Annotated in this window: 18 protein-coding genes; all 18 read right to left on the bottom strand. The window is 47.1% G+C overall.

The window, feature by feature from the left end; all coding sequences use genetic code 11:
* Positions 1-112: 112 nt before the first annotated feature.
* The 18 genes from MKY95_RS05390 to MKY95_RS05305 all read right to left on the bottom strand — a co-directional run bounded on the left by MKY95_RS05390 (position 113) and on the right by MKY95_RS05305 (position 19,890).
* Complete coding sequence (locus tag MKY95_RS05390) at positions 113-1,162, bottom strand: ATP-grasp domain-containing protein (RefSeq protein ID WP_339197437.1); 1,050 nt, start codon at positions 1,160-1,162, stop codon at positions 113-115.
* The gene (locus tag MKY95_RS05385) at positions 1,163-2,011 is read right to left on the bottom strand and encodes a hydrolase (protein ID WP_339199910.1); all 849 of its coding nucleotides are present in this window, start codon (positions 2,009-2,011) and stop codon (positions 1,163-1,165) included.
* Positions 2,011-3,162: a cysteine protease StiP family protein gene (locus MKY95_RS05380; RefSeq protein ID WP_339197434.1), complete on the bottom strand. Its 1,152-nt coding sequence runs from the start codon at positions 3,160-3,162 to the stop codon at positions 2,011-2,013. The genes MKY95_RS05385 and MKY95_RS05380 overlap by 1 nt, the downstream gene beginning before the upstream one ends.
* A complete protein-coding gene (locus MKY95_RS05375) occupies positions 3,159-4,592 on the bottom strand; it encodes a phosphoribosyltransferase family protein (RefSeq protein WP_081745830.1) in 1,434 nt (477 codons plus the stop codon). The genes MKY95_RS05380 and MKY95_RS05375 overlap by 4 nt, the downstream gene beginning before the upstream one ends.
* Entirely contained in the window at positions 4,522-5,724 is a 1,203-nt protein-coding gene (locus tag MKY95_RS05370) for an HpcH/HpaI aldolase/citrate lyase family protein (protein WP_051446978.1), read from the bottom strand. The genes MKY95_RS05375 and MKY95_RS05370 overlap by 71 nt, the downstream gene beginning before the upstream one ends.
* A gap of 209 nt (positions 5,725-5,933) precedes the next feature.
* Complete coding sequence (locus tag MKY95_RS05365; RefSeq protein ID WP_036606270.1) at positions 5,934-7,190, bottom strand: TerD family protein; 1,257 nt, start codon at positions 7,188-7,190, stop codon at positions 5,934-5,936.
* 30 nt (positions 7,191-7,220) lie between these two features.
* On the bottom strand, positions 7,221-7,802 hold the full coding sequence (locus MKY95_RS05360; protein ID WP_036606267.1) for a TerD family protein: 582 nt from the start codon (positions 7,800-7,802) through the stop codon (positions 7,221-7,223).
* A gap of 92 nt (positions 7,803-7,894) precedes the next feature.
* On the bottom strand, positions 7,895-8,470 hold the full coding sequence (locus MKY95_RS05355; RefSeq protein WP_036606264.1) for a TerD family protein: 576 nt from the start codon (positions 8,468-8,470) through the stop codon (positions 7,895-7,897).
* A gap of 90 nt (positions 8,471-8,560) precedes the next feature.
* Positions 8,561-9,154, bottom strand: a complete 594-nt coding sequence (locus MKY95_RS05350; protein WP_036672556.1) for a TerD family protein — start codon at positions 9,152-9,154, stop codon at positions 8,561-8,563.
* Between the two features lie 35 nt (positions 9,155-9,189).
* Complete coding sequence (locus tag MKY95_RS05345) at positions 9,190-9,636, bottom strand: tellurite resistance TerB family protein (protein WP_036606259.1); 447 nt, start codon at positions 9,634-9,636, stop codon at positions 9,190-9,192.
* A 343-nt stretch (positions 9,637-9,979) separates the two neighbouring features.
* On the bottom strand, positions 9,980-11,635 hold the full coding sequence (locus tag MKY95_RS05340) for an extracellular solute-binding protein (protein ID WP_083669860.1): 1,656 nt from the start codon (positions 11,633-11,635) through the stop codon (positions 9,980-9,982).
* A gap of 60 nt (positions 11,636-11,695) precedes the next feature.
* A complete protein-coding gene (locus tag MKY95_RS05335; protein ID WP_036606256.1) occupies positions 11,696-12,565 on the bottom strand; it encodes a carbohydrate ABC transporter permease in 870 nt (289 codons plus the stop codon).
* Positions 12,566-12,579: 14 nt separating this feature from the next.
* A complete protein-coding gene (locus MKY95_RS05330) occupies positions 12,580-13,497 on the bottom strand; it encodes an ABC transporter permease subunit (RefSeq protein ID WP_076319454.1) in 918 nt (305 codons plus the stop codon).
* A gap of 271 nt (positions 13,498-13,768) precedes the next feature.
* A complete protein-coding gene (locus MKY95_RS05325) occupies positions 13,769-14,833 on the bottom strand; it encodes a response regulator (protein ID WP_339197427.1) in 1,065 nt (354 codons plus the stop codon).
* Positions 14,830-16,605 carry a histidine kinase gene (locus tag MKY95_RS05320; protein ID WP_162158948.1) on the bottom strand — a complete coding sequence of 592 codons (1,776 nt, stop codon included), beginning with the start codon at positions 16,603-16,605 and terminating at the stop codon, positions 14,830-14,832. Before MKY95_RS05320 ends, MKY95_RS05325 begins: the two co-directional genes overlap by 4 nt.
* 227 nt (positions 16,606-16,832) lie before the next feature.
* Positions 16,833-17,723 carry a hypothetical protein gene (locus tag MKY95_RS05315; protein ID WP_339197423.1) on the bottom strand — a complete coding sequence of 297 codons (891 nt, stop codon included), beginning with the start codon at positions 17,721-17,723 and terminating at the stop codon, positions 16,833-16,835.
* Between the two features lie 263 nt (positions 17,724-17,986).
* Entirely contained in the window at positions 17,987-18,718 is a 732-nt protein-coding gene (locus tag MKY95_RS05310) for a nuclease-related domain-containing protein (RefSeq protein ID WP_017690394.1), read from the bottom strand.
* Between the two features lie 278 nt (positions 18,719-18,996).
* Positions 18,997-19,890, bottom strand: a complete 894-nt coding sequence (locus MKY95_RS05305; protein WP_100526557.1) for an NAD(P)-dependent oxidoreductase — start codon at positions 19,888-19,890, stop codon at positions 18,997-18,999.
* Positions 19,891-20,046: the final 156 nt, after the last annotated feature.

The raw sequence follows: 20,046 nt of genomic DNA, 5'->3' as shown, positions 1-20,046 counted from the left end.
ATATTCAAAAAGTCTGATTTTCAGTACCGAGAAGATGGACTTTTTGAATAACCTCTCATCCGTATTGTAAAAAAACCATCCAGAAGGTGTCAATGTTGAGGGAAATTCTCAGCTAGACGTGGTGTACTCCGCTTACCTTCTGAACGTCGATTATAAATGGTTGTTCGATATGACTACCCAATATGCCAAACTTCGGATGTAGTGGTCCAATATCATGGCCAAGTGCAGACTTGACAGCCAGATACGGGAAGTTCACGCCCGACAGACAAGACATGTGCAACCCACCAGACATACGCGGATTAATCTCCAGTAGCTTCGGTGTATCCTTGCGATATTTCATCTGTATATTAAAATTATAAGGAATCTGATATACCTCTGCCACATTGCGGGCAATCGCCAGCAATTCCTCGTTTTCTTCGAGCAAGCGTAAACGTCCTCTTTCTTTTCTACGCGGAATAGCCGTTAATAGTTTCCCATTGCGATCCGAAAGACAATCAATGCTGTATTCATATCCTTCCAGTACCTCCATCACCATGACATTTTGAAAGGACGGAGCAGAAGAGAACGCACGCAGGGCATCTTCATACGAAATGGAGTTAAGCGCGTATCCGAACAACTCCTGCAACGGATCACGTTCATTATTAATCACTCGGAATCCCATACCACCCTCACCATTACATGGTTTGAAGCATACATCATGTCCACGTGCACGTAGCGCCTCATAGGCTTGCTGGAATTGTGCAGCATTACTGACCGTGAAATAATCCGGAATCTCCATAATGCCCTTCTCACGCACCGATTCATAGAACCGGTCTTTCTCCATCAATTGTTCCAGCAATTCCGTGTCCGAGCATACGATAACCCGTGTACCGATCTCTTCGAACAGGGAGATATGTCTGCTGATGTCCAGCATGTTCCAGCGTGGAATAAACACATCAATCTGATGACGACGGCAAAAGTCGAGGCAAAAATCAACATACTCCCGGCCCGTTAGACGCGGTTCAACTTCTGCAACATCACAGCCCTGTAATGCCATATGTCCAGGATCAGGATGAGTACCGTAGATCTCAAATTCCATACCGTCCTCATTGTCCCGAATCGCATTCATATAATGATACGTTACAGAGAACCAACGGTTGAAGTAAATCTTCATTTTTTTCATTTATACGGTCTCCTTTATCTCGGCATGGTCTATCTGGGTCTGTTGATCGTTATGAATACGGTGAACGTAATCGAGAATCTCATCTGCTGCAAAAGCACCGAAATGTTCCGTAAATTGATACGGCACCAGCTCAGGTGTACGCTGTCTCTCCACATGTAATTCTCCGTGGGACGGAGCAATGGCATGCTGCGCAAAGTCCAGCAAACAGCGATCCAGCAAGGAATCGCCCGAAGCAATCACAGGCACATCGCCAATGCGTTGCCTAATGTGCTCCACTGCAGCTCGTTTGTTCACGGCCGAAGGCACCAGATAGAGCTTCCGCCCCTGAATCGAACTCTCCCATCCCAGCGTCTCTAACACCCGAATCTTGTCCGCAATATGCTCCATTGGAAGCTTGTCACGTTCGATCAGCAATGCAAAGAACAGCTCATCACACAATCGCTGATTAATTACCCACTCCGGGCTCAGCACATCGTCAAATAAATTCAGGATCTCTTCGGGAGTAGCTGCCTGCTGACGAAGCAAAGAACGAATATGCAGATTCCATTCATCGTCTACCTGACCGTCAACAATGATGTTGCCACCATTACTCGTCACCGCATATTTCGGAATACATTCGCTCTGAAAAATATGAATGCGCCGGTACTGCTCCACGGTACGTGTCGTCACCGGCATAAATACAATGTCTTGTGGCAAAGACTGCAACCGCTCCAGTGCATATGCTGACATAAAAGCGGACAACTTGCCGTTAATCCACTCTGCGGGAACAAGTCCCGGTGTATCTTCGGGAATACGGAGCGCACGACGGGAGTACACCAGCGTCTGGTCCAGATCACTTGCGTAGATCATCATTCTCCGCCACCTCCCAGGGATTGAATAATGCCGCAACAGGAATAGGTTAATCCCGGATATACCTCAACCGGCACATTTCTGTCTCTGGCGAGCATCATGATATGTTGCAAATCCGGATTATCCAGACGGTCCACAAGAATCTTCCAAGGGACACGGCGCAGTAACACCCGGGTTGTTTCTCCGATTCCAGGTTTGATCAGATTGATGTTCGCAATACCAAAGGATTGCTGGATGGACTCGATATCCTGCCAGCCTTTCCAGGTGATTTCCGAAGTACTGGTAGCATTGTCGTCCGAGCGAATCTCCACTTGTTCCATCATCTGCGGAAAATGCTGAGCGATGGTATCCACATACTGGATCGACACATCCGCAGAGGACCATTCACGATACCATTTGGCCCCGTGAAAATCTGCCGGTCCAATCAGATCATCGCGAAGTACTGTACGGCTCACCAGTCCCGATACCGTGGAATTCAGACAAGCACTAGGAATAAGATAATCTTCCCTTGTCCCAAAGGTGCCTGAGCATTGCCCCGGATCGGCCAACACGGCAAGATCATCATCGAGACTTATGCCATAAGTCCGTTCCATTTGGTCACAGGATTCTTTCAGCACTTTGCGAATAGCCCCTTTTCCTGTCCAACCATCTACAAACTGAATGGCTGTTTCCAGACCATGCTGCTGTAAAATATATAAAATTGCGTTCTCGTCCATACCCTTGCCACGAATAATTGAAATGCTATAATGCGGAATCGTCACCTTGTATTTCAATTCAATATAACGTTTGATCAGGATGCCCACAGGTGTTCCGGCTCGAGCCAGAGATACCAGTACAAGATTCAGTCCCCTGCGCTCTACAATCTTCTCAGCCACAATGGCGGTATGACGCGCGATTCTTGCAGCGGATTGTTCCAGTGTCTGATGGAACAGCTCGATGTATTCTGCTGTGGGCTGGTATTCCACGGGTAACATCTCCGAATAATGAACCCCGGATTGGATCGCCTGCTCCCGTTCACCCGTTCCCTTTTCCAGATCCACATGGCTGATATCCTTCAGTAGGAAAACAACGTCCGATGCAGCATAACTGCCCATCGGTTCGGGAGACGGAATCTCACGTTGTCTGATTAGCTCCAGTGTAGTTAAGTTCATTGCTCGTTGTCCCCTGTCTTCTCTGGCAAGCCGCAATATACGATATGAATGTGTCCGCACCCCAACTGCCCCAGTACCTTCAACATCGGTTCCATTCGTTCTTCGGACATCTGTCTCTCCAGCAGAACAAAAATCTCGTCATACTGACCCGGGGCGATGTTATAGATAAAGTTACGAACGGATGCGTCTTCCGGTGAGGCATATCCGGCACCACTACGAACAGCATATCCTGGAGCCGGATGTGTATGGATTGGACTGCGGGTAGTGGATTGATACAACACGCCTTCTCCCATCTCGGCAGCAATACGCATCGGAATGTACATGAACTCCCCTGTTCCCATCACCAAAGTCCGTTCTCCCGTACGCTGCGTCCGAAGCCGTTCTGCAATCCGGCTAATCTCCTGGCGCAATTCGCCATTATGACGGGATTGCATACCAAACCTGCCCGTATGTTGGACGTAGCTCGCTGTGCTACGTTTACCTTCACCATCCTCCGAAGTAGCGTGCAGCTGATCGAAGGCATCAGCAACGGTAGAGGTTTGAAGCGTTACGGCAGGACGGGATAGCTGCTCATCTTGCTGTGTTGCTTCCATCTGTGGAGTACCCACTACTTCAATACGGCCCTTCAACAGGCTTAACGGTGTAATAGTAATTCCAAGTTCAGCTTCCAGCTCGGCAAATCGATTCTCATCCGCTTCCGTACGCCAGTCCAACAGCGAAGCAATCACATATTGCTTCCTAGGATATCTGGCCTGAATATCCCGAATGATATTCAACGTCGTTTTGCCCGTCGTAATCTCGTCGTCCACCAGAACAATCGGACCCTCTCCTGCAAAGGCTTCATGATCCAACGCATAACAACGATGAGCCATCGCGTGGGAGTGTTCTTCTTCAAATTGAATATCCGGATGCATCGCTGGAACATATTCGCGAGTGGTGTGAATGTAAGAAGCATGATCAGCAAACATCTCGTACATGCTATGGCCCAGCGCTGTAGCGGTCTCCGCAAAACCAACAAAACGAATCGTTTCCGGCAAACTCAAGCTTTCTTGCAACAGCATGTTATACACTTGCCGGGCTTGTTGGGGATCAATCAGCCCCTCGACCATTGCCCGTTTCCACTCGGTGATCTGAACTTTCGTCTCTTCCGTCTTTTCAGTCAGGTGCTCATATAACAGAACAGCCAATGCCGCGCCACTCAGAAGCGAGGTATACGGATTAACTGGGATGTGCTTGCCCAGCAGTCTGCTTACAAACAGAAATGAACGTTTCTTATTGATGCGTGCAGCCATGGAAAATAGAGATTCTAGTGGAAGTTGCAGCGGGTTATGTGTAACCTGAACGTTCAGGCTGAATTGATCAAGAATTGGGAACGTAGTTGTGTTGTTGTTCGTGCTTGGGCAAGAGCCCGACAAAATGCTGCTGTTCATGTAACACCCCATATATTTGTGATCGGATTAGAATTCGATTCGCCCAGCTCAAGTGTGGTTTAATCTCATTCATTTTGTTATAGTAATTACTTTTGAACACACCCAGGCTACCGTCATTACGGGCAATGATGTCTTGGGCATCGGAATATTCCTCATGTGTAACAACGTACATCGCTTGTACGGGCTTAATATGAGAAGGATGAATGATCGTTTTGCCTACAATTCCATTTTCCTTGTCCATCATGACTTCACGCATCAATCCATCCATTGTGTTCGTAATATATTTCATTCTCAGATGCAGCCCTGATTTGCCCAGGGTTTCTTCGAATGGAGTCTGTCGTAATTGAGGTTTGAACACGCGCTCCCGCTGACTGAAATATTCCCAGACAGGACCTGAGATCACATACGGCTTGTCCATTCGTCCAAACAGATTGATAATATCCGAGATGCAGTCACGGATCGTGGCGATATCGTATATGGTCAATTCCGGGCTTCGGCGTAGTCCAAACAGGCTGGAGAAATCGGTCGCACCTATGCGTACATTGAGCACATATTCAACATTTTCATCGAGGATGTTTCGAAGGCCCAGTAAGGTCTCCCAACGTGTCTCCCGATATATAATTGAAGCCGTTTCCAATATAGGCATTCCATAGAGAACGGGATAATGATCCGGTTTCCGTTGATTATAACTGCGGATCTGGTCGAAATAGGCTCTTCCATTGCCCACACAAAACTTGGGCAATGCCACGCCTGTCAGCATGGACACCAATTCTCCCAACGTATCAATGAGACGTTCCAACTGTTGTGGTGAACGTACACGAGCAAACAGAAGAGGCATTTGATCCTGACTCAGCATGCCTGTCTCCATATAAGTCATCAGTTGAGTTAGATGCTGTACCAGACACTGCTCGGCAAACTCTACTTGGTCGTCACCCACAGCGTCCTCCAGATCAATAATAATGGTCGTCAGACCTTCATGTTTACCATTCATAATGTCGTCCGCGATATGTGTGCGCGTCGCGGGCATATATAAAGCAGCCCCAACAGCATATGCCAGTAGATCTTTGGAAGTCCGGTGATTGAACGAGACGGGTGAAGAGAAAAATAAAGTATCTTCTTCTTCCAGACTCAAAAAGTTAAAATATTTCAGGGTTGTCTCCTCCTCGCACCTTTGGCAATAGCCAATCTGCAATAGTTGATTCCAGCTGTCGGGGCATAAAAACCAATCCCTCCTTAGTCTGGAGGGATTGATGGTCTATTATCGAGGATAACGTTGGTCAACAGTATCCTTGCAATGGCGCTGACCGATACAGCGTTTATATATTGATTAAATTCAAATGATTACTTTCTTCCCGCAACCCACTGCATTCCCCAATCATGAGCCTCGTCCAACGCCTGATGGCCATTATAGAACTGCACGATTCGTTCAATACTGAATGTCTCATTGTTCACATTGCGTAACATCGCGATGCCACACATGCCAAGCGGGCTCCCGTATTCATTCATTCGGACAATGATATCCGGGCCATCCTTCTGCTGGATAGTTACCACACCGTCTACTTGAGACCAGTTGGCCACACCACCATAAATATAGGTAAATACCAAGATGCGCTCAATTTCCGAGATACGGGCACCATTAATCCGCAGATTCTCTCCCGTCTTAACCGATCCCGTCCGGTCATCCCCATCTAGTGCAATATAAGGGAAACGATTCAGTGAACCAAACGTTTGTCCCAATGCCTGAATCACATCTCGTGTACCATCCTTCATCTCGAACAGACAGCCCAAGTCCAGATCCACACTCTTGCTGCGACCAAACAACCCTTTGCTACCCTGTTGATTCCAGTTCAGATTAATCAGGATTTCACCAAGTCCACCCGCATTTTTCTTGAGGTTAATGGTGTCGCCCTTCTTCTTCAATTCAATTTTGCTGAAATTGATCGAATTCACAGGAGAAGGCGTCGGTTCTGGTGCGGGCACCGGGGGTGGTGGAGTCGGTACAGCTGTCGGAGGAACGGTTGAAGTCGTTGGTGCAGGGTCCGCTCCACCATCCACATCCACACCAAAGTTAGCACAGAGTGCATTCAATCCGCCTGCAAAACCCGATCCTATTGCATTGAACTTCCATTCTCCGTTATGACGATACAATTCACCGATGACAATCGCGGTCTCCACTGTAAAACCGCTTCCCAGATCATATCTCATTACTTCCTGACCTGTAGCTGCATTGGCAAACCGTAGAAAACCATGCTGAACCTGTCCAAAATGATGGCGTCGTGCTTCACCGTCATGAATCGTCAGGCTGAAGGCGATTTTCTCAATTCGGGCAGGGATTTTGCCAAGATCAATGGCGAATTGTTTCTTCTCGCCACCAACCTGTCCACCATCCATGTACGTGATGAACGAGGTAGAGGGTTGATTATAAAAGATAAAATCCTCATCTCCAGCCACTTTATTGTCTGAACCCAGAAGGAATGCTGATGTGTCCAGCTCTACACCCGAGGCTGCCTCCCAACCAATGCCTACCGTTAGACGGGACAAGCCCGGATTGGTTTTGGTCAGATCACTCTTCTGGCCTTTCACGACAGAAATCGCCATAGCAGAATCACCTTTCTATGCCAAGTTATGTTATTGTGCATCCAGCCCGTAATTTTTGCATAAAGCAGATAGTCCACCGGTGAAGCCGCTGCCTACCGCCTGGAATTTCCAGTCCGCACCTGCACGGTAGAACTCACAGAACACCACAGCTGTTTCTGTGGAATAGTCCTCTCCGAGGTCGAAACGAAGCACTTCCCGATCACTTGCAGCATCTACAACACGAACAAAAGCATTGGAGACTTGTCCAAAATTCTGCCCTCGTCCATCTCCATCATAGATGGTTACCGTAATACCGATCCGGTGAATGTGCGCAGGGATTTTGCTGAAGTCAACAACAACTTGTTCATCATCGCCGTCACCCTCACCCGTACGATTGTCACCGGTATGTGTCACTGAACCCGCACCGCCGCTTGGATTGTTGTAAAAAACAAAGTCATCCGTACCTTTGGCTTTTCCATCTTCGTACAACAAAAAAGCCGAAGCGTCCAGGTCAAAGTCGACTCCACCACTATATTTGTTTGTATCCCAACCCAAACCAACCACCACACGGGTAAGGCCCGGATTCGTCTTAGTCAGGTCAATACGTTGTCCTTTGGCAAGACTGATCGTCATTTGTTTTTCCACCTTTCCAAATATGTGATTAAATGAAAAGGAGAACCGTCCAGGAGACGGTTCTTCCCATCCTGTAAGTCGTACTGTACGTCCTATTGCAAACCGTAGTCGCGTGTCAATCCAACCAATCCATCTTGGTAACCACTACCGATGGCACTGAACTTCCACTCGCCGCTATGACGATACAATTCACCAACAACTACACCTGTTTCGATGGAGAAGTCTTCTCCCAGGTCGAAACGAATCAGTTCTTCGCTGTTTGCTTCGTTGACGATTCGCACATAAGCACGGGAGACTTGTCCGAAGTTCTGGCTACGTTCTGTAGCTTCGTAGATTGTAATGGAGAATGCAATTTTCTCTACATTCGCGGGTACGTTAGGCAGGTCGATATTGATCTGCTCATCATCACCATCGCCATCTCCTGTACGGTTGTCACCGGTGTGAACAACAGAACCATTTTCATTTTGTGGATTGTTGAAGAAGATGAAGTTTTTCTCGCCTTCTACTTTACCGTTTGCATTGGCACAGAATACCGATACATCCAGGTCAAAGTCTTTTCCGCCATCATACTTATTGGTATCCCAGCCCAAGCCTACTGTGATTTTTGTCAAACCTGGGTTCGTTTTAGTCAGATCGATTTTTTGACCTTTAGAGAGATTAATTGCCATCGTATGATCATCCTCGCTTATTTAAGTGTATTGTAGTTATCGTGACATATGAATATCAGGGTTATTGTCGATTTAGGTTAAATCTTGTACTTAGGAGTACCTGCGAGCGAGTTCATTGATATGTACCGCATGGGAACCCTCTCCAATTGCCGAGAATTTCCATTCGCCTCCATGACGATACAATTCACCACAGATCAACGCTGTTGAACCTGTGTAGTTTTCGGATAGATTGAACTTCACGAGCTCACTGGAATTTTTACCATCCAGAATACGAATATAAGCCTTCTCAATCATGCCAAAATCTTGCTTGCGATTGACACAATCGTAGATATTAACAACGATTAATACTTTATGAACATCAGCAGGAATACGGGACAGATCCATTTTGATCTGTTCGTCGTCACCGTCTCCCTGTCCTGTTAGATTGTCACCTGAATGGATAACCGAACGACATGCACTTTGCTTGTTGTGGAAGCAAACCAGGTTGGAGTCCTTGACCAACTTGCCTTCCTCATTCAACATGATCGCCGATGCATCACAATCGATATCCGCTTGTTTTTTTCTTCCAAAGAAACCTTTGGCAGTTACCGGGTCCCAACCGAGACCAGCAATCACCTCAGTAAGTCCTGCATTGCCTTTGGTTAAATCAATCTTTTGTCCTTTGACCAAATTAATGCTTGCCACTGATTTTCACCTCCCTTCATATGTAAAATAGCTACTTAGAGATTGAATTCACTCGGGTTCAGTCCAAGTACGATGCATATCTCGGCAACGACTCTTTTCTCCTGATCATCAAAGTTGCCGTCAGCTGAACCAATCGCACTGCATACACCCACAATAACGCGTCCTACATCCGGCTTGGCTTTGAATTTCCCAATGGCTTTCAGCGCTTCCTGCTTCCCGATCTCTGGAGAGAACTCAAAGTTCGCGACATAATGATTAAAGCGTGTAATCACTTCAGCCATATCAAATACTTTCAATTCCTGACTCAGGTTGATATAACCGGCCATCTTGTTCTTTTCCGCTTCGTCAATGGAACCATCTGCAAAAGCAACCAGTGCACAACCTGCAACCACGGCATCCATAAAATCTTTATTTTTAAACTTTTTGACTTGCTCTTCAAGTCCTTGTTTTGTTGAATTTAACCAGCTTTTAAATGAACTCATACTCAACCTCCAATAGTTTCAACCTGGTGTTCCGTACATTCTTTTCAAGATTTTTCAGTAACTTTCATGTCTACATCATGTTGAATATAAGTTAAATTATTCCTTAACTATACTCTGAAATACGGCAATTTTCTACATTAAAAAACAATTAATACCTTATGATACGCATCGTTCTGGATATAGTTTCAAGCGAGATGCGAGAACTTTCTCTTCACTTCATTTTTCAGTCAAATATTCCCCTATTTGAAGCCCAAACATAAAAAGGCTCTGATCAGGGGATCAGAGCGCTTATTTCTATCAACACCAAAATTATAAATTTCATGAATGATTTGAATCCGTGAATTTATTCCGATTTTTCAAAATCAGCCTGTTGTTGTTCATAGATTTCATAGAAGTCGTCCCAGACTAGTACATTATCCTTTTCCTTGCTCCACCAGTCTTTGTACCATGCTTCAATCTCCGGGCCCCCGCCTTGCTCCCACTTCTGCTGTGCTTCCGTTGCAGCCTGTTCGACTGTATATTTGCTTCCGCCAATGATGGAGCGGGTAAAGATATCGTTGATCGCTGTTGTCACATTGGTCAACTTCACCTGAAGCTCCTTGGGTAGCTGCGGCATATGTTCTGAATGGGTAACACCCTCTCCTACAGGAAGATCCGTCATGTATACCTCACGCGCTTCCTTGAATAGTCGAAGTCCTTCCTTCTGCGATGGGATCTCTTCGCTGAACAGCATTTCTGTGTACCCGCATTTGCCTTCCTCCAGACGGCTGTACAACATGGCGTAATCGCCTGCCCAGCTGATCTCCTGCTTATATTTCTCCTGATCCGAGATGCGCGGACAGCCTTGATCGTTCAGCGTATAATGCGTGTTTTCAAATCCATTTTTGAAGGTTCGACCTGACTCTGTTTTGGTCAGAAAATCGATATATTGCATAACTGCTTCCGGATTTTTGGCTCGTGAATTCACAGCTGCAGTCATCTGAACCGGGTTATTCCACACCATCGTGTGCTGTCCTACGGACGTGGTTGGCAGAGCGATAACCTTTAATTTGGCTTCAGGAACATTCTGCATCAGTGTATCCAGTTCCTTCGCTGCAAACCCGGTATAATCCGAAGTCATGGCCGCGTACATACCGATTTTGCCATTCAGGAAATCCTGCTTTGCCTTGGCCCCGTCCTTGTCGGTCAATAAGTCCTTATCCACCACTCCTGCTTCATATAATGCACGTTTGAATGCCGTGGCTTCTTTCATGTTGTTGGGACCAACCACCATCTCCCCGTCCTCCACATTCACCCAGTTGGCGTTGTACATATAGCGGAACAGACCCGCTGTATCGCCGAACTGAAATCCACCGATGCCGTATGTATCCTTAGCTCCGTTTCCATCGGGATCATTCTCCGTGAATGCCTTGGCTACCGCCAGCATCTCTTCCTCATTGGTCGGTACCTCCAGATTCAACTTTTCCAACCAGTCTTCCCGAATAAAAAAGCTCGTTAGTGGAAACACCTCGTTCATACGTCCCACTTCATAGAGCTTACCATCGCTTTTGATGCCAGCCTTCTTGAGCTGGGGATATTTCTCCATCAAGGCTTTGTATTCCACACTCGAGTTCTCGATCAACTCATCCAGTGGCATCAGCTGTTTTTGATTAAACAGAGTGTTACGGATGGGCGTACCGAATTCAAAAATGATATCCGGTGCACTGCCAGAAGCGAATAATACGTTAAGTTTCGACTGAGATTCCCAGCGGGGAACTGCTGTATATTTTACATTAGCCGGGCCATTCTCGTTAATCCACTTGGACCACATATTATCTTCGATCGTACCCATGCCGCTTGGGACCGCGCCCCGATCATAGATCGTTGACGTAATGTTCCCCCTGTTGCCTTCGCCTTCCGCCTGTTCGCTACCTTTACCTCCTGTACATCCCGCCAGCAAACCACCGATCAAGCCCAGAACGAGACCCGACTTCATCCATGCCTTCATCGTTAACGCCATAGATAAGACCCTCTTTCTCTCCTGTAATATGAACCCATGCGGGTTAACCCACAGCCTGCTTTAACCTTTAATTGATCCAAGCATGACCCCTTTAACGAAGTACTTCTGCAAGAACGGATACACTGCCAAAATGGGTATGACCATCACAATGACAGCTGCTGCCCGGATGCCTTCCGGGGTCAGATTCGATATCATCGTTGGATCAGTAAAATCCTGTACATTCAGATTGGACATAATCATATTTTGGACGAGCACGGTCATGTTGTATTTGGACGTATCATTGATATAAATCATCACACTCATGAACGAATTCCAGTAACCCACGCCGTAAAAGAGAGCAATGGTCGCCAGCAAAGGTTTGGATAATGGCAACACGATTCGGAACAAAAGCCCCAGTTCACCACAACCATCGATGCGCGCAGCCTCGTCCACTTCCCCCGGCAGATTTTCAAAATAAGATCGCATAATCAGCATGTTGTACGTGCTCACCAGGCCCGGTAGCCAGAGCGCGCCGTAACTGTTCACAAGACCGAGATTTTGCACGACCAAATAAGTCGGGATGAGTCCACCGTTAAAAATCATCGTGAACACCATCGCCATTGTAAAGAAGCGCCGGTGATAAAAATGTCTACGTGACAGCGGATATGCCGCCATAATCGTCACCGCCATGCTGAGCCCTGTACCGATCAATGTGATCTCCACACTGTTCCAGAATGCATTCAGAATCGGCGTTCCCGTAATTAGGCTGTGATAGGAGAACCAGGTGAAATCGACGGGCCATAACCCCACTTGACCTGAAACAACCGCTCTCGCATCACTAAATGACAAAGCAACAATGTTGAGTAAGGGCAGGATACAGCTGACGGCAACCAATGACAACAATACATAATTGATTAGATAAAAGACTTTTTCTCCTTTGGTTTTTCTCATGCTGTTCTCCCTCCCTACCACAAACCTTCGTTAAATCGACGCGCGATATAATTGGCACTAAAAATGAGGATAAATGCAACCAGTGATTCGAACAATCCCATCGCTGTTGTCAGGCTGAACTGTGCTCCCTGAAGACCGGTGCGGTAGATATAGGTACTAATTACATCCGCTATCTCATTGACATTGGAATTCTGAAGCATATATACCTGGTCGAATCCCACCTCCATCACCCGCCCCATCGACAGAATCAGCAGGAGAATAATGGTGGAGCGTATACCCGGAAGGGTAACATGCCAGATCTGGCGCATTTTGCTGGCCCCATCCATCTGTGCAGCCTCGTATTGACTCGGATCAATGGTCGTTAGTGCCGCGAGAAAAATGATGGCATTAAAGCCCATGTCCTTCCAGATCCCCGAGCCAACAAACACCGCTACCCACGAACCCTTGTTGTACATGAACGGATAAGGTGCTCCCGTCCAGGCCTCGACCCAGCGGTTGACGATCCCATTTTCCAAAGAGAAAACCGTCATGATCATCATCGCAATGATGACCCAGGAAAAGAAGTGTGGCATATAGATCACCGTCTGCACCGTTCGCTTAAAGGCCATGTTTCGCACTTCATTCAGCATAATGGCCAGAATGATCGGAATGGGAAACCCGATAATGATGCTTAACAGACTGAGGAACAAGGTGTTGCGAATAATCTCCACCGTGCGCGGATCACTGAACAGCGTCTGAAAATGCTGAAAGCCCACCCATGGACTGTTCCACAGCCCATCATAGAAGTTGTAATCCTTAAAGGCCATGACTAGCCCTCCGATGGGTGCATAACGAAAGGTCAGGTAGAACATAATCACCGGAACAAACATCAAGATTAACGGTATATTCATCTTGAATCGTCGAAGCCGCTGCTGCCGAATCCGCTGCTTCATTTCACTGTCCGGCGGTTGTAATCCAGACGGCGGACCTGCGGTCAGTTCCCCCTTCACATCCATCACTCCTCTCTGCTGTTGATGTACTATAGTTGTATTTTAGATAAAAATGTAAGCGTAAACATTTGTTATTTAACGATCCTTTTATAATTTTCTACGCAAAAATAACCCCACATGGTGGGGTTGCCCTTGGAAACAAACAGATATTAAGAGGAGGCTTCTCTTTAATTGTGACCCTGCAGCAGTTCGAGGGGGATTTCTACCCGGCACTTCACTTGGCTACTTGCTTGCGAAATTCGCGGGGCGATATCCCCGTCATCTGTTTGAATACGGTTGTAAAATAACTGGAGTTATCGAACCCGGTCAGTTCCGCTATATCTGCCATGCTCTGCCGAGTGCTGTGCAGCAGTAGCTTCGCCTTATCAATTCGGCGCTTGCTGACATATTGGCTGAAGCCTTGTCCTGTTTCTTTTTTGAACAAATGGCTCAAGTAGTTGGGTGTCACATGAACATGGGCAGCCACGGCCTGCAACGTGCATGTGCTGGAATAGTTCATTTCAATATACTGTATAACACGTGTAACGACATGATCCTGCTGTTCCTGAGTTAGCCGCATCAGCATATCCACCCACTCTTCGCTCTTGCATCTGGCCCAAGCGATGACTTCAGGTATGGTATGAATCCAGAGCAGTGGATCTGGGGCAGTTGAGTCCATACCACTGGATTCCTGAGGCTGAAGCTGTTGTACCAGTAAGTCCGTCATGACCTTCATAAGCATATGAATCTCCGCTTTGCCTTGTGACAAGCTCATCACGGACGCTTCTTCCAGCAACATCTCGATCCGATTCATTATCGATCCGAATTGATGGTGGAGCAGCAACAAAGTCAGTTCCTCTCGCAGTCTCTCGGTACGGTCCACCTGGCTGTATTGTTCCCTGATCCGAATGTCGGACTGTTTTCGGCGATATCGTTCATGTGCCTTTTGTAACACCTGGCATGCTTCATCGAGCGAGAACGGCTTTAACAAAAATTCAATTGCTCCATATCGGATGGCACGCTGTGCATATTCGAACTCTCGATAACCTGTCAAAATGATAATCATAATGTCCAGTCCACTCTCGTGTATGCGTTCAGCCAAATCTAGACCATCCATCACAGGCATGTTGATGTCCGTAATGATTAGATCAGGTGTGCAGCTGTGTACAGCCTGTATCGCTTCTTCTCCATCGGCCGCTTCCCCAACAACCTCCCAACCGAGGGGGTTATTGCGAACCAGATGAATCAGACCCTGACGAAATAATGCTTCATCATCCACTACAAGCATACGTCCATTCAACAGAACCTACTCCTCTCAGTCACCTGAATTTCCCGGCATAAGTCCTCACCGATCTGATAAGGCAAACAAAGACGTACTAGCGTACCCTCTCCCACAGTCGACTCGATCTGTACACCGTAGGGTTCACCGTGAATCAACTCAATTCTTCGAAGTACACTCCGCATGCCAATGTGCTGACGTTCCTCATCGGCATGTGCCACTGGCTTCATAATGCGTTCAATGACCGATGCGTGCATGCCGCAGCCGTTATCTGAAATTTCGATGATGAGCAGATCCGGCTCTCCTTCATGCCCGTTTTGCCGCGAGCCACGAATCTCCAGATGGCGGTTGTTCCTTTTGTCCGAGAAGGCATGAACAAAAACATTCTCCACGATGGGCTGAAGCAACAGCCGGATCACCTGACAGCGAAGCAATTCAGCAGGAACGGCAATTTCAATCGACAAGGCTTCCTGATACCGGGCCTGCTGAATCTGCAGGTAGTGATCTATTTGCTTCATCTCATCCTGAACGGTCGTCAGTTGCTGCACGGGTTCCAGCGTATACTGCAGCATCTCGGACAAGGCAGTGACCAGGCGAGCCGATTTCTCATCACCAAGCATATAGAACTTCCAGAAAAACATGCTCAGCGTGTTATACAGAAAATGGGGATTCAGCTGGGCCTGAATAGCTTTGAGTTCAGCCTCTTTTTCACTGAGTTCGCGCTCGTACACTTCATGTATAAGCGTATCAATCCGGGAAGCCATTGCATTGAATCGTTCACCGATGAAACCGAGCTCATCCCGTGTCTCGATCCGTACCCGTGTATCGAACTGTCCATCACGCACTCTTTTCATCGCGTTGACTAGACTCGCAAGTGGACGCAACAGTCTGCCGCTAATTACGGTAATGATGAACCAGGAGCATAATATGCTGGCTACCGCAGAGAACACAGCAACTTTTACAATAATCTTTCCCTTGTTCTGAATCTGAGCCAGTGAGACCTTGCTGACCAGGGTGAAGCCCGCTTTGTCTGACGTTTGCTTCGTATACAATTGGGTTGTTCCCTGCTCGTCCCTGATCTCCGTCGCCCCTAGGCTTAGCTCGGTAAGTGGTGGTGGATCCGCATCCTGATTATGAAAGGCATATAGAAGCCCACCATCTGCGTCAAACAAGTAGACAGCAACTTCCTCGTTCAGTCGCAGATCTTTGAGATACGATTCGAACAACGAGGTGTTAAACAGAATTAGCATTACGCCATAGGTCTCCAGATCAACAGACCGCATTAATCGTCCCGCCAGAATCCAATTGGATTGTTCCTCCTGCAAGAAAGCATCCGGCCCCAAACGATTCCAACCATATTCGCCGCCCGTTCCTTCCAGTCTATGAACCATCTCTGCCAGATAGGAAGGATCCATCTGTTGAAATGAGCCGGCAAAGGCGCCGAGATTAAATATGTTATCCTTCAGGTCATATATGCGGAGCCCCATGATCTCCGGTGCATCCAGCCTTACCTGATACAACTGATCATCCAGTTCATCTTCCAGCTTCATCTGATCGTAGGACGAGATGCCAGAGGTCTGTGCTTTGATGGCATTTTTTACGGAGGGATTCAGTGTGATATAATCGGTGACTTTATACATGTCGTGTACCCTCGAATCCAGACGTGCAAGAATCTGCTCTGCGGTAAGACTATACTGGCGACTGACCTCTTCATTGAACAGGTCGATATGGATGCGATAGGTGATCAACCCTGTGATTCCGGAGATTAAGACCGTTGCGGTAGATAAAAACAAGATTAGCTTCGTTTTAAATTTAAAGCGTTTACAAAAATTCATCCACCACATCTTTCACACACCTCACCTATATTCCGGACATGTCTTACTCCTAAAAACATATCATACACCTATTGGAAAAAACCAGAAAAACCCTGACCCCGCTTCAAGCGGTAGTCAGAGTTTGAAGGCATGTGAACCAGACATGTTACCGGGATGATCCAGATTAACTCTGGATCACGGCATTTTTATTCCCCGTAAATCTCTTTGATCCGTTCTTCCTCATTGGTAGACAACAGAACATTAAGCAACCCTATGGCATTATTGGCATCAGTCCTCGTCGTCTTGTACATCTCGGCAAACGCCGCTTCATCCTGCTCCGGGTCCATCGCAGCAAGCTTGCCCCATGACGTGCGTGCTTTGTCGTATAGCGTACTCAACGTAATGTCACGCGGATGCTGTGCAACAGGTGCCATGGATTCAAATTTCGCTGTGACCCTGAAGAAATCCATCGAATCCTGGAATGATGTACTGCTATAATCCTTATTTTTCATCGCATCCTCAGTAATTAGCAGACCTTCACGGGCGATAAACAGTGTTTTCACCATGGCACGCTCCAGATTGGTTGCTTCTTCCCAAGTTATATAAGATTCATCAGGTGCTTGTACGGTTGTGAAAAATGGAAAGGCATCATCAATTAACCGCTGCGAATCGGAATGAATTGGAACCTCTGCATTCATGTCCACAACGGCATCACTATAGTTGGCCACATTAATATTTTTGGAACCTTCCTCACTAACCCGACGCACCGGATGATCATTCAGGGGAATACGGATATAACCGAGTTTATCCGCATACTGCTGCTTCAACTCTTCCAATGTGGAGTCCTTTCCAATCTTACCGTCGTCCGTTGAAGAAGATTCGTCTGTAGTTGAACCTGTCTCCTCACTCTCATTCGAACCGGTTGCTGCGGTTTCTGTTACAGCAGCATTCGAGCTGCTTGTTTCTGATGAAGCAACTTCTGTACCGGAAGCAGACTCCGGCGATGACGTCTCTTTCGCTCCGCCACCACAAGCTGTCAGAATCGCTGTCAAACCAAGCATAACTGTGAACGTCTTTATCGTATAATTCCATTTCATCGTATATCTTCCCCTATCGTATGTATATTCCTGAGAACCATTAACCTCTGCTCCAAGACTTGAACACCTGCTTACAAAAATATCCTTTCATATAACATGCTTGATTCACACAATTGGACATGGTCTACATTCTATCATAAGTTAAAAATCGGTTGTATACGACGATATACCTGTGTCTAAAGCCTTTTACTACTCGCACATTAACTACCACCGCAACACAAAACACTGCCGCCCGTATGGACAACAGTGTTCGTAAAGCGTAATTATTTGATCCCTTTAGCCTTCTCCATATGCTCTGACCGAATCTGAGGATCGGTGGAATTGACCGAAGATAACAGAGCGTAGATCGCCTGGATATCCTTCTCTTGAAATACGGTTTCGGGAACCTCTGTCTCAAGTCGTTCTGTCTTGCGTTGAATCGTTTCCACCAATTCATGATCATAGATGATTAGTTCATCCGAATTCACATATCTCACAGCAGGATCAACACTGATGCGGCAACGGTTCGTGAAGGTCACCATGGAGACGAGACGTACTCTTTTGTAGTCTCCGAGGTGTGCATGGATGGCTTCCACATGTGCACGATGCTGCATGAGTGGATTGTACATTTTGACCCGACTGCTGCTGACTGACCAATTGGCCTCTCTTCTTCCGCCGCGAATCTCACCTGTTGTCAGATTTCGGGTTTCGATCACGAAGATTGCCCGAGGACCGATTACGACATGATCAATCTGCGAATAACCGGAGCGTGACTTCGGATTGGTAACGAGCAGGTCGTTCAGCACTTTATATTGACTTGGAAGACCTATCAGCTGATCTGCTGTACTAGGCTCCTCCGGCTGGCGTGTCCAATCCCCTTCCGCCTTTTTCTTGCGCTTACTACGGACCATACGCGGGGGAATGGTTGTCGTTGATGGCAACGCTGAAGCGGAGGCTGTAATCTGGTTCGCAAGCTCTGGTTGTGTCTTGAACAGAGACAGGATTTTCTTGAACATGGGCAAGCTCCGTTCTATTATAGTGTGGGTTACGGGTGACCATTACAGGAGGAATAACATCCTTTGACACATTCATTATGTAAACTTCTATTACTTATGTCGGATAAAGCGGGGTAAAAATAAAGGGAAAACGATCAAAATCTCTCCAATACGCAAAGTACATATGAACATTTAACCAATTTCGTGACTTTAGACGCATAAACAAGCCGCAAAATTGAAAAAAAACAGCGCAACCCTTTCCTGAATAGAAAAAGAATACGCTGCTGTTCTCTTGGTTGTTAAGCCTGAAGATAATAGGTGTAGAGCACCTGAGTACCCTTCTCTTCCAGCCCATTATTCGCTATTTCCTGATACAGGGACTCGGCCAGGGCCAACCCAGGCGTTTTCATGCCCATCGCTTTTGCAGACTCCAGTGCAATTCCCATGTCTTTGATAAAATGTTTCACATAGAATCCAGGCTCATAATCGCCTGCGATCATGCGCGGACCGAGATTGCTGAGCGACCAGCTTCCGGCTGCACCGGTAGCAATGCTCTTCAGCACGGTCTCCGCGTCCAGACCAGACGTCTTGGCATAGGCAAGTGCTTCGCATACACCCATCATGCCAGAGGCAATGGCAATCTGGTTGCACATTTTGGTATGCTGCCCGGCTCCCGCCTTGCCTTGCAGCACAATGTTGGTGCCCATCTGCTCAAACAGCGGACGCACGGCTTCAAAGGCCTCCGAACTACCACCAACCATAATGGACAGCTTCGCGTTCTGCGCTCCGATATCACCGCCCGACACAGGCGCGTCCAGTGCATGCAGTCCTTTGGCTTCCGCAGCTTCAAAGATTCGTGCAGCCAGTAGCGGACTGGATGTTGTCATATCAATCAGATATGAACCCGGTTTGGCATTGGCTACGAGACCATCCTTACCGAGATAGATCTCCTCTACATCTTTCGGATACCCCACCATTGTGATGATGACATCACACGCAGCTGCCAGTTTGCCTGGTGTGTCATGCCATACGGCACCTTCTTTCACCAACGCTTCCGCTTTGGCAGCAGTTCGTGTGTACACATGCAGCGGATATCCCGCTTGCTGGATGTGCCCAGCCATGCTTTTACCCATCACGCCTGTACCAATAAAGCCAACTTTTGTCTCTCCAGGTGTCTTCGTCGTATTTGTCATCGCCGGTTTCCTCCCTATTTCTCTATACTTCGCTCAGTGCTTGTCTTCGGACATTGCTATATCTGTATGTTAAAGCTTTCTGTCTGGCTCGTCCATCTCGTTTGCCGCTTTCTGTGAAAAAATCTGAAAAAGGAATCAACTTCCTGTATGCTGTAC

The sequence above is a fragment of the Paenibacillus sp. FSL P4-0176 genome (assembly GCF_037975265.1).
Taxonomy (GTDB): Bacteria; Bacillota; Bacilli; order Paenibacillales; family Paenibacillaceae; genus Paenibacillus; species Paenibacillus amylolyticus.
This window is presented reverse-complemented; position numbering and strand designations above follow the sequence as displayed.